Annotated in this window: 13 protein-coding genes; 3 read left to right on the top strand and 10 right to left on the bottom strand. The window is 56.2% G+C overall.

Features of this window, described 5'->3' with window-relative positions; all coding sequences use genetic code 11:
* Positions 1-9 precede the first annotated feature (9 nt).
* A complete protein-coding gene (gene hemC, locus V6N04_RS07380; protein WP_371169499.1) occupies positions 10-966 on the top strand; it encodes a hydroxymethylbilane synthase in 957 nt (318 codons plus the stop codon).
* Positions 967-1,006: 40 nt separating this feature from the next.
* On the opposite strand, the gene V6N04_RS07375 is transcribed toward hemC, so the two are convergent.
* From V6N04_RS07375 to clpS, 6 genes are all read right to left on the bottom strand, one after another.
* The gene (locus V6N04_RS07375) at positions 1,007-2,182 is read right to left on the bottom strand and encodes an acetyl-CoA C-acyltransferase family protein (protein WP_371169498.1); all 1,176 of its coding nucleotides are present in this window, start codon (positions 2,180-2,182) and stop codon (positions 1,007-1,009) included.
* A 91-nt stretch (positions 2,183-2,273) separates the two neighbouring features.
* Positions 2,274-2,723: a MarR family winged helix-turn-helix transcriptional regulator gene (locus V6N04_RS07370; protein ID WP_371169497.1), complete on the bottom strand. Its 450-nt coding sequence runs from the start codon at positions 2,721-2,723 to the stop codon at positions 2,274-2,276.
* Between the two features lie 200 nt (positions 2,724-2,923).
* Positions 2,924-3,814 (bottom strand): oxygen-dependent coproporphyrinogen oxidase, encoded by an 891-nt coding sequence (gene hemF / locus V6N04_RS07365; RefSeq protein WP_371169496.1) that lies wholly within the window; start codon positions 3,812-3,814, stop codon positions 2,924-2,926.
* A 48-nt stretch (positions 3,815-3,862) separates the two neighbouring features.
* Entirely contained in the window at positions 3,863-4,690 is an 828-nt protein-coding gene (locus V6N04_RS07360) for an SDR family NAD(P)-dependent oxidoreductase (protein ID WP_371169495.1), read from the bottom strand.
* Between the two features lie 35 nt (positions 4,691-4,725).
* Complete coding sequence (locus tag V6N04_RS07355; RefSeq protein ID WP_371169494.1) at positions 4,726-5,715, bottom strand: class I SAM-dependent methyltransferase; 990 nt, start codon at positions 5,713-5,715, stop codon at positions 4,726-4,728.
* 20 nt (positions 5,716-5,735) lie between these two features.
* A complete protein-coding gene (gene clpS / locus V6N04_RS07350; RefSeq protein WP_371169493.1) occupies positions 5,736-6,077 on the bottom strand; it encodes an ATP-dependent Clp protease adapter ClpS in 342 nt (113 codons plus the stop codon).
* A gap of 110 nt (positions 6,078-6,187) precedes the next feature.
* Here clpS and V6N04_RS07345 point away from each other — a divergent pair, with 110 nt between their 5' ends.
* On the top strand, positions 6,188-6,892 hold the full coding sequence (locus tag V6N04_RS07345; RefSeq protein WP_371169492.1) for an HAD family hydrolase: 705 nt from the start codon (positions 6,188-6,190) through the stop codon (positions 6,890-6,892).
* Between the two features lie 227 nt (positions 6,893-7,119).
* Positions 7,120-8,556, top strand: coding sequence for a D-alanyl-D-alanine carboxypeptidase family protein (locus V6N04_RS07340; protein WP_371169646.1), 1,437 nt, complete (start codon positions 7,120-7,122; stop codon positions 8,554-8,556).
* An 8-nt stretch (positions 8,557-8,564) separates the two neighbouring features.
* Here V6N04_RS07340 and V6N04_RS07335 read toward each other — a convergent pair whose 3' ends face one another.
* The 4 genes from V6N04_RS07335 to V6N04_RS07320 are packed head-to-tail and all read right to left on the bottom strand — an operon-like array spanning position 8,565 to position 14,310.
* The gene (locus V6N04_RS07335; protein WP_371169491.1) at positions 8,565-10,172 is read right to left on the bottom strand and encodes an ABC transporter ATP-binding protein; all 1,608 of its coding nucleotides are present in this window, start codon (positions 10,170-10,172) and stop codon (positions 8,565-8,567) included.
* On the bottom strand, positions 10,169-11,275 hold the full coding sequence (locus tag V6N04_RS07330; protein WP_371169490.1) for an ABC transporter permease: 1,107 nt from the start codon (positions 11,273-11,275) through the stop codon (positions 10,169-10,171). Before V6N04_RS07330 ends, V6N04_RS07335 begins: the two co-directional genes overlap by 4 nt.
* 2 nt (positions 11,276-11,277) lie before the next feature.
* Positions 11,278-12,363, bottom strand: a complete 1,086-nt coding sequence (locus tag V6N04_RS07325; RefSeq protein ID WP_371169489.1) for a microcin C ABC transporter permease YejB — start codon at positions 12,361-12,363, stop codon at positions 11,278-11,280.
* A gap of 48 nt (positions 12,364-12,411) precedes the next feature.
* On the bottom strand, positions 12,412-14,310 hold the full coding sequence (locus tag V6N04_RS07320; protein ID WP_371169488.1) for an extracellular solute-binding protein: 1,899 nt from the start codon (positions 14,308-14,310) through the stop codon (positions 12,412-12,414).
* Positions 14,311-14,434: the final 124 nt, after the last annotated feature.

Raw genomic sequence — 14,434 nt, 5'->3', positions numbered from 1 at the left:
CGGAATGCCATGACATACGCACTTCCGACCCCCGACGCCCCGCTGAATATTGGCACCCGTGGCAGCCCCCTTGCGCTGGCCCAAGCACATGAGACACGCCGCCGCCTGATGGCTGCTTTCAACCTGCCGGAAGCCGCGTTCGAGATCATTGTGATCCATACCACCGGTGATGACCGCGCAATGATCGACGCGGATCGCGCGCTGAAAGAAATTGGCAATAAGGGCCTGTTCACCAAAGAAATCGAAGAGGCGATGCTGGATGGCCGCATCGATATTGCAGTTCATTCGATGAAGGACATGCCTGTCGAACAGCCCGAGGGGCTGGTGCTTGATTGCAACCTTCCGCGTGAAGACACGCGCGACGCATTCGTGTCGATCAACTACAGAACCATCAGTGACTTACCAAAAGGCGCCGTTGTCGGCACGTCATCGCTGCGTCGCAAGGCGCAGCTTCTAAATAGCCGTCCGGATTTGCAAGTTGTCGAGTTTCGCGGAAACGTGCAAACCCGACTGAAAAAGCTTGAGGACGGCGTCGCAGAAGCGACGTTTCTGGCAATGGCTGGACTGAACCGATTGGCGATCGAAGGCGTCCCCAAGACAGCCATTCCAACGGACGAAATGCTAAACGCAGTCGCGCAAGGTGCGATTGGTATCGAACGGCGTGCCGATGACATGCGTGCAAAAGAAATGCTCGATGCGATACACGACACCGAGACCGGACAACGCCTTGCCGCTGAGCGAGCGTTTCTCGGCGCGCTTGACGGATCATGCGAAACACCGATTGCAGCGCTTGCGACACTGGAAGGCGACATGCTGACCTTGCGCGGGGAAATTCTGCGCACGGATGGGTCTGAAAGCGAAGCTGGCGAGATTTCTGGCAAGATCGCCGATGGTCCGATGTTGGGCCGTAGTCTAGCCGAAGACTTGCTTTCACGCGTTGACGACGACTTCTTCGACTGGAAATAGCACGTCGCCCCGCCAGTAAGCCGGGCGACGCCTTTAATTTCTACAAACGCTCGATGGCCAATGCGATCCCCTGACCGCCACCGATACACATCGTGATCAGGGCCTTCGACCCTCCAATGCGTTCCAGTTCGTAAAGCGCCTTGACGGTGATAATCGCGCCAGTGGCTCCAACCGGATGCCCCAAAGCAATCGCACCGCCGTTAGAGTTCACTTTCGCTGGGTCCAGTCCAAGCCCTTTGTTCACCGCAATGGCTTGCGAGGCAAAGGCCTCGTTCGATTCAATCACATCAAAATCGCCAACCGAAAGCCCAGTTTTGGCGAGAAGATTCTCGACCGCAGGAACCGGGCCGATGCCCATGACTTCGGGCCGCACGCCAGCATGACCGTACCCAATGATACGGGCCTTTGGCTTCAAGCCAGCCGCCTCGGTTGCGTCTGCACGTGCCAACACCAGCGCAGCTGCCCCGTCATTGATGCCCGAGGCATTACCTGCCGTAACCGTTCCATCCTTCTGAAACACAGTCCTGAGACCCGCCAGTGCCTCTGCAGTTGTTGGCTTTGGGTGCTCATCGCGGGCAAACTGAACCAATTCACGGCGTTGCTTGACTTCAACCGGTACGATCTGACTATCGAAATGACCGGCCTCAATTGCCGCCGCCGCACGAGCCTGACTTTCCAATGCAAACGCATCCTGATCAGCGCGAGATACATTGTGTTCAGCCGCCACGTTTTCTGCGGTCACACCCATATGGCCCGTACCAAAGGGGCAATTGAGCGCCCCCAGCATCATATCCTGCGCGCCCGTGTCGCCCATCTTCTGACCCCATCGCGCCTGCGGAAGAATATAGGGTGAACGGCTCATGTTTTCCGCGCCACCCGCCAGCGCAAAATCTGCATCGCCAAGCATCAAGCTTTGCGTGGCCGAGACAATAGCTTGCAAACCAGACCCACAAAGCCGGTTCACATTCATTGCAGGCGTCGTGTTTGGAATACCGGCCTCAACGGCAGAAACACGTGAAAGGTACATGTCGCGCGGTTCTGTGTTGATCACATGACCAAATACCACATTACCAACTTGCCCAGCCTCCACACCTGAACGTGACATAGCCTCCTTCGCCACAATTGCTCCAAGTGAACTGGGCGGAATGGCGGCTAGGCTTCCTCCAAAACCACCGATTGCGGTGCGCGCGCCGTCAAGGATAACGATATCAGACATGAATGCCCCCTATATGTTTTTAAGTTGGGGGAAAGATCGCACAGCAATGACGATGTTGTCGCCTGTAACGCTCCGTCAAACGACCTGACGACTAAATGTCCTCAGTTACGTCCTGCTCCAAAGCCTTGGACAACTGAACCACACGCGTCCGAAACTCCGCATCGTCACCGGCCAACAAATCTGACAATTGCGCCTCATAGGCATGTGCGATGGGGGTCAACGCTTCAATCATCTCGCGCCCCTTCGCCGTTAACCGCAACTCCACCAGACGCCGATCCTGAGGGTTGATCGCCTTGGTGACATACCCAGACGCCTCCAGCCGCGAGGCGGCTCGGCTAACCTTGGGCTTGTCCATATCCACGCGCTCATGAATTTCGCGCACGCTGACACTGTCGGCTTGGCTCAAATGCGCCACAACCCGCCATTCCGACACAGAAATCCCGTAGGCTTCGCGATAGTGTCGCGCAAAACCGGCACTTACCCGACTGGACAATACAGACAGCTGGTAGGGCAGGAAGTCATCAAGTTTAAAGGTGGTCACTGCGATACCTTTCGTTTCTTTCCCAACAATCTGCCTGTTTGCCTGCCGCATGACAAGCCGTAGCCGCGCCCACCCGGCTGGCAGGTATCCGACTGAGCAGCCCTGCCCAGTTTTTCTTGTCAAAATATCCTGGGGTGAGCGAGTATGCTTGCGAGGGGCAACGCCCCTTATGAACGCTCTATCCAGTCAAATCTTGGGTGCTAGATCCACTTCGCCTCTGGCGGCAAACTCATTAGCACCGCGTTGGCATCATGCCCGGTCGTCAAACCGAACTTGGTGCCCCGGTCATAGACCAGATTGTATTCGGCATAGAGCCCGCGATGAATAAGCTGAGCATCCTTGTCAGCGTCGTCCCACGCCGCATCACGCCGCGTTTTGGTCACCGGAACAAATGCCGGAAGGAACGCACGCCCGACATCTTGAGTGAAGGCGAAATCAGCCTCCCAATCGCCTGTATTCAGATCATCATAAAAGATGCCTCCCACGCCGCGGGCCCGCCCACGATGAGGGATAAAGAAATACTCGTCTGCCCAAGCTTTAAACTTGTCATAATAGCTTGGATCGTGACCAGCGCAGGCCGCTTCAAGCTTTCCGTGGAAATGTGCGGTGTCTTCCTCATATTCAATGCAGGGGTTCAGGTCCGCACCGCCGCCGAACCACCATGCGCCAGGGGTCCAGAACATGCGGGTGTTCATATGAACCGCAGGGGTATGGGGGTTTTGCATATGCGCCACAAGACTGATGCCCGAGGCCCAGAACCGCGGGTCATCCTCCATTCCCGGCACGCCACGCGCGGCCATTGCCTTCTGGGCTGCTGCGCCCAGGCTGCCATAGACAGTCGAGATGTTGACCCCGACTTTTTCGAACACGCGGCCACCGCGCATTACGCTCATCTCACCGCCGCCCGCATCGGATCCGTCGTCGGATTTACGAGTTGTTTCGCTGACCTCGAAACGCCCAGCGGGAAGGGATGCAAAGGGGCCAGTGTTCTGGCTGTCTTCCAAACTCTCGAATGCGCTGACAATCTGGTCGCGCAGATCTCGGAACCACGCGCTGGCCCGCGCCTTTTGATCTTCCATCTTATCCGCCATGGCCTGTTCCTTCGAGAGGGTGTGGTTGAGGAGCGTGTTGATCTCGCGTCAATGTGCCGGGTTGCCGACCACATCAAGCAGGCTGCGACCGCCGTCTACGGTCAGTATGTGACCGGTCATGAAACCCGACCCTTCTGAGGCGAGGAACTGGACGGATTCTGCCAGCTCGTGTGCCGATGCAATACGTCCCAAGGGCGTACCATCCAAGATATCCTCACGCGTTTCCTTTGCCTCGCGGATCGTGTCGCGCAGGCTTGCGCTCATCACAGACCCGAATGCGACCGAGTTCACCCGAATGCGGTTGGGTGCAAGCGCGACCGACAATGACCGTGTCATCTGGTCCAGTGCGGCACTGGCAATCGAATAGGCCATCAAACCGGGCTGGGTTCGGGTGGCCGCGATAGAAGACAGGTTGACGATAGCACCCAAGGGCGTGTCCTGTTCGTCTTCGCCCAAATCCTCGCCCTGCTGGATCATCCGCTTGGCGACCAGCTGGCTTAGGCGCAGGCTGGTCATAAGGTTCTGGTCAAGCAGCATCTGGACCGCTTTGTTGTCGACATCCAAAGGATCGGCCAAAGCCACCTGTCGCGAAGCGTTGACCAGAATATCGACGCGTTCGAACGCATCTATCGTGGCGGACAGCAGGTTCGCGATGGTCAGCTTTTCACGCAGGTCGCCCGCAAATATGCGCGTGTTCGACGGCTCATCTTCGTCGTTCTCAGGGTTTGGTCCCCATTCATCTATCAGCCGCGCTTCGTCCATATCGGCACAAATGACATTCGCGCCGTGATCCGCGAAATGGCGGGCGATGGACAGCCCGATACCATTGGCTGCACCTGTGATGATGGCGGTTTTGCCTGCGATTGAAAAGGACATGGTTGCCTCCTGATTCCCGGTGAGCCTATCTGATCCTAACGGCGGGCGCGACGGGGCTTTGTGCCGCGCAAAAGCTTGAACCCGGGTGAGCCGCCCAGATCATCAACTTCGCGGAATTCCTCGGTCAAAGTATCTTCGTACGGAAGGTGACGATTGGCCACCATCACCAACCGCCCAGACCCTTTCAACATGCGTGCCGCTGACTTTATGAACGCCCGGCCAAGATCGGGGTCGCCCGCGCGCCCGGTATGAAAAGGTGGGTTTGATATGACCATGTCATATTGGATGTCTGGCCTGAAGCTGGTCGCGTCCTCCCAGATAAACTGCGCACGCGTGTCCTGAACATTCTGACGGGCGCAGTCCATTGCGACCAGATCGGCCTCGACCAAATCCAGTGACGTGACGCCCGGGCGTTCTAGGATGTGCCGTGCCAAATAGCCCCAACCTGCGCCCAGATCGGCGACGCGACCTGACAAGTCAGGCGGCATTGCCGCAACCAACACAGCTGAACCTTTGTCTATCCCATCGGCAGAAAACACACCGGGGCGGGTAATGAACCCTTCGTCTAAGGTGGTGTCGGTCGCTGCCCACTCCGCGACATCGGCGTTTTCAAACCAAACCAGCTTTCCATGGGCCTTGGATAAGGTACCCTTTAGTGCGGCTGCTTTCTTCAGCGACTTTAGCAGACTGTCGACCCCATCCGTCTTTTGCCCGTCCAACAGGACCAAACCGCCGTTTGTGGCCTGTGTTGCTGCCCATATCCACGATTGCGCAAGCGATTTGGAGCGGGGGGCGCAGACCAGTGCAGCGGCGAAGCCATCCTTGGGGATCGAGGATACGGTGTCGTACCCGCTTGCGGTCCAATATTGATGGTCGGGAAAAAATCGGCTGTAGATTGTGACCCGATCTTTGGGCAGCGCTGACAAATTGTGGCCAGATGTCGGGCCAAGTACCAGAAGATTACCTTCATCGGGCAGTTGCAAAGCGCCGTCGCGCAGCGCAAGGGTCAATCGTGTGTCTAACATGCTGGGTACCGCTGACGCGGTCACTCCTTTTCCATCGTGCACTGGAGCGGATGCTGATGCTCGCGCGCCAATTGCATGACTTGGGTGACTTTTGTTTCCGCAACCTCGTGCGAGAATACGCCCGCGACGGCCAAACCTTTTTTGTGAACGGTTAGCATCAGTTCAAAAGCCTGCGCATGGTTCATGCCAAAGAACCGCTCCAACACCATCACAACAAACTCCATCGGCGTGAAGTCGTCGTTCAGGATCAAGACTTTGTACATCGGCGGGCGTTTTGTCTTGGGCTTTGTGACAACCGCAAGATCAGTGTCACCGTCATCGGCGCCGCTGCCTTGTGACCGTATAAAAGGCTGACTGGCCATGTGATCGTCACTCCGATGGTTGCAATTGGGCATGCCCAAGTATCAGAATATAGGCGCATCGTACCCGAAGAAAAGGGGCGACGCTGGGTTCTGAGAAAGGCACATACAAAATGGGGGGCAAAGTCTCAACAATTGGTTTCGATGCAGATGATACATTGTGGCACAATGAACGATATTTTCAGCTTACTCAGGCTCGGTTTGCCGAATTGCTGGCGGATTTTGTGGATGCCGATGACCTTTCTGACCGATTGTTGGAAGCCGAGAAGCGGAACCTCGGACATTACGGGTTCGGCGTGAAGGGGTTTACTTTGTCGATGATTGAAACCGCGATTGAGGTCACGCAAGGCAAGGTTTCGACGCAGGTGATCCAGACGCTGATCAACGCGGGACAAGAGATGTTGGCACAACCCATAGAGCTTTTGCCCCATGCTCGCGCGGCGATCGAGGCTCTGTCACAGACGCACGAGCTAGTGTTGATCACCAAAGGGGATCTGCTGGATCAGGAACGTAAGTTGGCCCAGTCCGGTTTGGGTGATTTCTTTGATGCGGTCGAGATTGTGTCGGACAAAACCCCCGCAGTGTACCAGTCGGTCTTCGAGCGACATGGCGGGACGGGGCAGGGGGCGATGGTTGGCAACTCTCTTAAATCAGACGTTATTCCAGCGTTAGAGGCGGGCGCTTGGGGGATACATGTCCCACATGATCTGACATGGGGATACGAGCATGCCGTGCCACCAGTCACGCATCGCAAATTTCGTGCACTTGCTGACCTATCCGAACTTGCCATGATGTTGCGCGATTTGCCCCATATCTAGCGGGTGGGCCTTCTGCCGCCACCATATGTCGCTGGCGTGTCCTGACCGCCACGAATTAGGGCTTTGAAAATAATATGTTTTCTCGAACGCGATCTTCGTGTTAGCCTGAAAAAAACAAATCAGCCGGGCGTTAGACTCAGGCGATTGAGGCAGAAAAGGTGGACGACGTGCAGACACGTCCGTGGCAGTGGGCCCGTATTGGGCTGTTCCTGGCTATTATAGGCTGTATGGCTGTGTTCGCGCCTATGCGCGCGCAGGCAGCGCCCTATGCGGCAATGGTAATTGACGCACGCACCGGTAAGGTGCTGCATTCCCGTAACGCAGATACGCGACTTCATCCGGCGTCTTTGACGAAAATGATGACGCTCTACATCGCGTTCGAGGCGATTAAGCGGGGCGAGATTTCGCCTGATACCGTCGTCACGATCACCAAGAAGGCAGCGGCCGAACCCCCGTCTAAACTGGGTCTTCGCGCCGGGCAGAAAATCAAATTCAGGTACCTGATACGTGCGGCAGGCGTGAAGTCAGCCAACGACGCAGCCACCGCGATTGGTATCGCGATCTCAGGATCCGAGGCAGCATTTGCCCGTCGTATGAACCGCACGGCCAAAGCGCTGGGCATGTCACGCACACATTTCAAGAACGCTCACGGACTGACCGAAAGTGGTCATCTGTCCACCGCCCGGGACATGACAAAGCTCGGGCGGCACCTGTTTTATGACCACCCGGAATACTACAACCTGTTTTCGCGGATCACGACCGATGCGGGGATGCGTAAGGTATCAAACACGAACCGGCGGTTCCTTGGCAGCTATAAGGGCGCCGATGGGATCAAGACCGGCTATACCCGCGCAGCGGGGTTCAACCTTGTTGCGTCGGCTGAGCGTGGACAGGAGCGGATTATCACCACCGTCTTCGGAGGACGCTCGACCGCAACACGCAACGCACGGGTTGCTGAACTTATGGACATGGGCTTTCGGCGCGCGCCAAGCCGTGCCAATGTGCGCAAACCCGCCTTGCCAACTTACACCGCCGAAGTGGTCGAGCCGGGAGCGTCCGGCAAGACAATTCGCCTGATCACAGCGGTTAAACGCAGCCCTCGCCCCTCGCCTCGTCCAGTCAAGCAAGACGAAGCGGCGCAAACGCAGCTTGCCGCTCTGACAGAAAGCATCAAGGACGCCGTGGTGACAGCTTCGGCTGAGCCTGAGGTTGCAGCTGAAGTTGAGCCGGCGCAAGAGCCAGTGGTGGTCGCTGAAACAGCCCCCGCGACAGCACAGAAACCGCAAGCGCTATTGAGCAATGTTACCGCTCCGGCGACGGCGGCTGCACCGCCCCCACGCCCAGCTAAAATTGTGCTGACATCACTGGAACCGCAGGCCCCAGCAAACGCCGAGCCCGAAGTCGTAACGCGTATGTCGACGTCAGGTGGTCGCCACTGGGCCATCAACGTCGGTGTGTTGGGTTCACGTTATCAGGCCGAGCGCAAGCTTTTGAAAACCGCGTTGAAAGAGATTGACACGCTGGACGAGGCGCTGCGCAAAGTCGTCAGACGTTCTGACGGGTGGCATGCGAACTTCGTTGGTATGTCGCAAACTCAGGCTGATCTGGCCTGTCGCCGGCTAAATGCGCGTAACACCCGGTGCAATGTGATCGGACCATCCTAAGATCGGGGCTACTGAGAGGCCCCGTCTTTCGCTTTTAGTTCGAACGCAGCCGCCATCAATGCGCGGGTGTAGTCCGTCTTGGGTGCGTCAAAAATCTGATCTGCCGTCCCGCTTTCGACAACGTCACCTGCCCGCATAACCAAAACCTGATGCGACAAGGCACGGACGACACGCAGATCGTGTGAGATGAATAGATAGGCCAGCCCGTGTTTCCGTTGCAAACTGCGTAGCAGTTCGATGATCTGGACCTGTACGGTCATGTCCAGAGCCGAAGTCGGCTCGTCCAAGACCACAAGTTTGGGGCGCAGGATCATCGCACGGGCAATCGCGATGCGCTGGCGTTGCCCGCCAGAGAATTCGTGTGGATAGCGGTCCATTGTGGCCGGGTCCAATCCGACCTCGACCATGATTTCGGCCACCATTTCACGTCGATCTCGTCCCGGTTCAAGCCCATGGACAGACAGGCCTTCAGCGATGATTTCCTCGGCCGTCATACGCGGAGAAAGAGAGCCAAAGGGGTCTTGAAACACAATCTGCATGTCACGCCGTAGCGGTTGAAGCTGACGAGATTTCAGGCCCTGTATATTGTCACCCAGAAACACAATTGGTCCGTCGGAGCTGATCAATCGCATCATCGCTAGGGCAAGTGTTGTTTTCCCCGATCCACTTTCGCCGACGATCCCGATCGTCTCGCCTGCACGAACCGAGAAATTGGCGTCATTCACCGCTTTGATATGGCCCACCGTGCGACGCAAAAGACCGCGTTGGATAGGGAACCAAATTCGCAGGTTCTCGGCACGCGCGATCTCTGCGGCGTTGTCGGGTACGGGATCGGGTTGGCCTTGAGCCTCGGCGCTAAGCAACATCTTGGTGTAGTCATGCTGCGGGTTGGTGAACACTTCTTCGGTTGGGCCGGTTTCGACAATCTCGCCATCTTTCATCACGCAAACCCGGTCTGCGATCTTGCGCACGATGCCCAGGTCATGGGTGATGAACAACAAACCCATCCCCTCGCTGTCCTTCAAGTCAGCGAGTAGATCGAGTATTTGCGCCTGGATGGTTACGTCAAGCGCCGTCGTAGGTTCGTCTGCGATCAAAAGCTCTGGCCCGTTGGCAAGCGCCATGGCGATCATGACCCGCTGCCGCTGCCCGCCGGATAGTTGGTGCGGATAATGGGCGAGTCGCGTTTCGGCATCACGGATCCCCACTTTGTTCAGAAGCTCGATAATACGCACGCGCACAGCATCGCCGCGCAAGCCCTGATGCAGCTCAATCGACTCGGCCAATTGCTTTTCAATTGTGTGCAAAGGGTTGAGCGATGTCATCGGTTCTTGGAAGATAAAGCTGATGTCATTTCCGCGCACATCTCGCAAACGCGAGGGGGAAGCGCCGATCATCTCTTGCCCTTCATACTTGACCGAGCCTTCGATCTGCGCGCTTTCGGGCAACAGGGACACGGTCGATAGTGCCGTGACAGACTTGCCAGACCCACTTTCACCGACCAAAGCGACGGTTTCGCCTTTGTCCACGGAAAAGCTCACACCGCGCACAGCGGGGTGAACCTGTCCGTCCTGTCGGAAACCGATATGCAGGTTTTTGACGTCAAGAACGCTCATTGAAAGGTCTTTCGCGGATCAAATGCATCGCGCACGCCTTCAAATATGAAGACCAGCAGCGAAAGCAGGATTGAGAATGTCAGAAAGGCTGTGAACGCCAACCAAGGCGCTTGCAGGTTTGCCTTGGCCTGTCGTGTGAGTTCGCCCAGCGAAGGTGCGGATGAAGGCAGTCCGAACCCAAGGAAGTCCAGCGTTGCAAGGGTCGAGATCGTGCCCGTGATGATGAAGGGTAGCATGGTCAATGTGGCGACCATGGCGTTGGGCAATACATGACGGAATATGATCACGCGGTTGGATACCCCAAGCGCACGAGCCGCGCGGACATACTCGAAATTGCGAGCGCGTAGGAATTCAGCACGTACCACACCCACAAGTGCAGGCCAGCCAAACAGCACGGTCACAAAGACCAAAAGCCAGAAACTTCGCCCAAGGATCGCAAACAGGATGATGATCACATAAAGCGACGGGGTCGAGCTCCAGATTTCCAAAATACGTTGGAAGACAAGGTCGATCCAGCCACCGAAATATCCCTGCACCGCACCGGCAACGACGCCGATGATCGACGTCAGGAAGGTTACAATGATGGTGAAAAAGACCGACAATCGGAACCCATAGATTACCCGCGCAGCAACATCGCGCGACGTGTCGTCAGTGCCTAATATGTTCTGGCTGGATGGGGCCGAGGGGACGGCCCCTCCGGTATCGACGATACTCGTATAGCTGTATCGAATCGGCGGCCAGACAAGCCAGCCTTTGTCGATCTTCTGCCCATCCACAACGCCGGTTTCGGCTTGCTTGATCACACCTTCGGGGTCGTCCCAGCAGGCCTCTAACCCGCCGGACTTGATCAGGCACTGAACCTCGATGTCTTCATAATTGGCTTCGGTCCTGAAATCACCGCCGAAGTCAGTTTCGGGATAGAACCTGAAAATCGGCGTATACAGCTCGCCGCGATAACTGGCGACGATCGGTTTGTCGTTGGCCAGAAACTCAGCCATCAAAGACAAGCCGAAGAGGATGCAAAATAGGATCAGCGACCAAAAGGAACGGCGGTTTTTACGAAAGTTACGCCAGCGCCGTTGGTTAAGAGGTGACATCGCCATGATCAGACCTCGCGCCCTTCAAAGTCGATCCGCGGATCGACATAGACATACATGAGGTCGGACAGGATGCCGACGATCAAACCGATTAACCCAAAGACAAAGAGCGTGCCGAAAATAACCGGGTAGTCGCGTTGCAGGGCGGCTTCAAAGCCCAGTCGACCCAGCCCATCAAGCGAGAACAACGTCTCGATGATGACCGAACTTCCGAAGAACACGCCCAGAAAAACGGCCGGAAATCCTGCGATCACGATCAACATTGCATTACGGAATACATGGCCATAAAGAACGCGGTTCTCGGACAAACCCTTGGCGCGCGCTGTCACCACATATTGCTTTTTGATCTCATCCAGAAAACTGTTCTTGGTCAAAAGAGTCAGCGTCGCAAAGCTCGCGATGGTCGATGCCAGAACCGGAAGTGCGATGTGCCACAGATAGTCGGTGATCTTGCTCCAGAACGGCAACTCATCCCAGTTATCCGATGTCAGGCCTCGAAGTGGGAACCATTGAAGATAGGACCCACCCGCAAAAATCACCAACAGCATGATGGCGAACAGGAAGCCTGGGATTGCATAAGCCACAATGATCGTGCCTGACGTCCAAGTGTCAAAGCTTGTCCCGTCGTGAACCGCCTTGCGAATGCCCAGCGGGATCGAGATCATGTAGGCAATCACAGTCGACCACAGCCCCAGAGTGATCGAAACCGGCAGCTTCTCGGCCACCAATTCGAAGACGCCTATAGATCGGAAGTAACTTTCGCCAAAGTCGAAACGCAAGTAGTTCCAAAGCATTGAGAAGAAACGCTCGATCGGGGGCTTGTCGAAGCCAAACTCCTTTTCAAGCTCGGCGATGAAGTCGGGTGGCAAACCCCGCGCACCCAAATAGTTGTCCTCTCCGCCGCCGCCATCAATACCCGCGTCACCTCCGCTGCCCGCGATGGTTTCAAACACATCACCACCGCCCTCCATCTGGGCAATGATCTGTTCGATCGGGCCGCCGGGGACAAACTGTGTCAGCGAAAAATTGATCACCATGATCCCGAACAGCGTCGGGATGATCAACAGCAGCCTGCGCAGGATATATGCGCCCATATGGGTTTCCTTCGTGCTCTTTCGGCGGGGTTGGCCCGCCGGCTCTTATTATTTTATCGCGCCGGATGCTTTAAGTGCTTCGGCCTTTTCTTCGTTAACCCACCAGAATGACAGCTCGCCCAGCGATAACGGAGGCAAGTTTTCCGGGTGTTCCAGCATGTCGTAATAAGCAACCGTGTGCACGTTCTTGTACCATTGTGGCACGGTAAAGCCGATAGAGCGCAGGACGCGATCTAGGGCGTGCACGGCCGTTGTAAGTTCTTCAAGGTTGCTGGCTTCGACAACTCTGGGAATCAACGCGTCAACCGCGGGGTTGCGAAGACGCATGAGGTTGCGTGAGCTGTCATCCGCGGTGCTGGAATCGAACCATTGCTTAAGCCCGGCACCGGGTTCATACCCCAGTCGGATCGAGTGGGTGGTGACGTCGAAGTCACCCTCGCGTTCGCGTTCAACATATTGCGCGCTGTCGACCCGTTCCAGCCGAGCTTGGACCCCAAGTCGTTGAAGGTTCTCGATAAACGGGTTGATCACGCGGTCAAACGAGGGTTGGAAGCTTAGGAAAACGAGCTCAAGTGGTTTACCGTCTTTGCGTCGAACACCATCATCTCCGATGACCCATCCGGCTTCGTCAAGGAGTTTGCCAGCGGCCCGCAAGGCCCGCCGCTCTGGCTGATTGCGCTTTTCGTCGCTGACAGGCGGCAGAGCCGCGTCATCTGTCAAGATAGAAGCGTTCAGCAACCCTTGATCCACCAGCGGCTTCAGAAGCGCCGCTTCCCCATCGCTGGGGGGGCCAGACGCAGCAAGCTCAGAGCCGGGCCAGAAGCTGTCCACGCGACTGTAAATGCCATAGAATAGCGCCTTGTTGGACCATTCGAAATTGAACATCAATCGGACGGCTTCACGCACATCCGGATTTTGCCATGTCGGACGATCCATGTTGAAGATGAAGCTCTGGGCCAAACCAACAGAGCCGTTTGGCAATTCCGCCTTGATCACGTCCCCGCGTTGAATGGCTGGAAAATCGTAGCCGGTCGCCCATTGTTTCGACGTGTTTTCAGTTCTGAACGTGTATTCGCCGGCCTTGAATCCTTCGAAGGCTGCAGAGCTGTCGGCGAAATAGACCACGCGGATCAGGTCATAGTTGTTTTGACCAATGGACAATGGCTGGTCGGCGCCCCAGTAGTCAGGATTGCGCTTGTATTCGACGTATCGGTTATATTCGAAATCATCCAGAACATAGGGACCTGTGGACATGAAGGGGGCATCGTTGCGTTCATCCAAGCGGACGTTATTTTCTTCGAACCAGTTTTTGGACAGGGCCAGTGTACCTCCAGCGAAGCCAATGCGTTCGCGCAGTGGGGCGTCGTCATTAAACTCGAACTTGATACGATGGTCGCCGAGAACTTCGACTGATTTCAGATAGGCCGACACCACCGCGCGATATTCGGCAATACCCTGTTCAAGCACGATACTGTTGCTGAACGCGATGTCTTCGGCCGTCAGCGGGGACCCGTCCTGAAAGGTTACGTCATCTCGCAAGTTAAAGATGACCCATGACAGGTCGTCCGGGTACTCCATGGTTGTGCACAGAAAACAATACAGGCCGTAGGGGTCATCGGCGGTCGATACAAGGATACGTTCCATCCCAATGGTGGTCAGCGCCGCCGGGTTTCCTTTGCGGGTAAACAGGTTGAAACTGTCAAAGTTGCCGATGGAAGACAGCGATATTTTGCCCCCTTTCGGAGCGTCCGGGTTGACGTAGTCAAGATGTGCAAAACCCTCCGAATATTTCAGGTCGCCAAAGTTTGAAAAGCCGTGGCTAATAGTTGTCTCTGCACGCGCGGCAAAAGGTGTCAGTAGCAATGCGACACTCGTTGCCAGCCCCAAGGCAAACATCTGCGGTCGGCGATCCCGTTGATCGATAACACCGGTCTTTGCACTGTTCATTCGTGTAACCTCCGTCCGCGAGTGATCTATCGTTACCCGCAAGCTAATGGCCCCAAGCGATAAACTGCAAGGCGCGATTTGGTGATCGGTTCGTGCGATGTGCGCCGATTTGGGGTGAAATCAA

Source organism: Aliiroseovarius conchicola (assembly GCF_041403445.1).
Lineage (GTDB): Bacteria > Pseudomonadota > Alphaproteobacteria > Rhodobacterales > Rhodobacteraceae > Aliiroseovarius > Aliiroseovarius conchicola.
The sequence above is the reverse complement of the archived record's forward strand: the minus strand, read 5'-3'. Positions and strand labels throughout refer to the sequence as shown.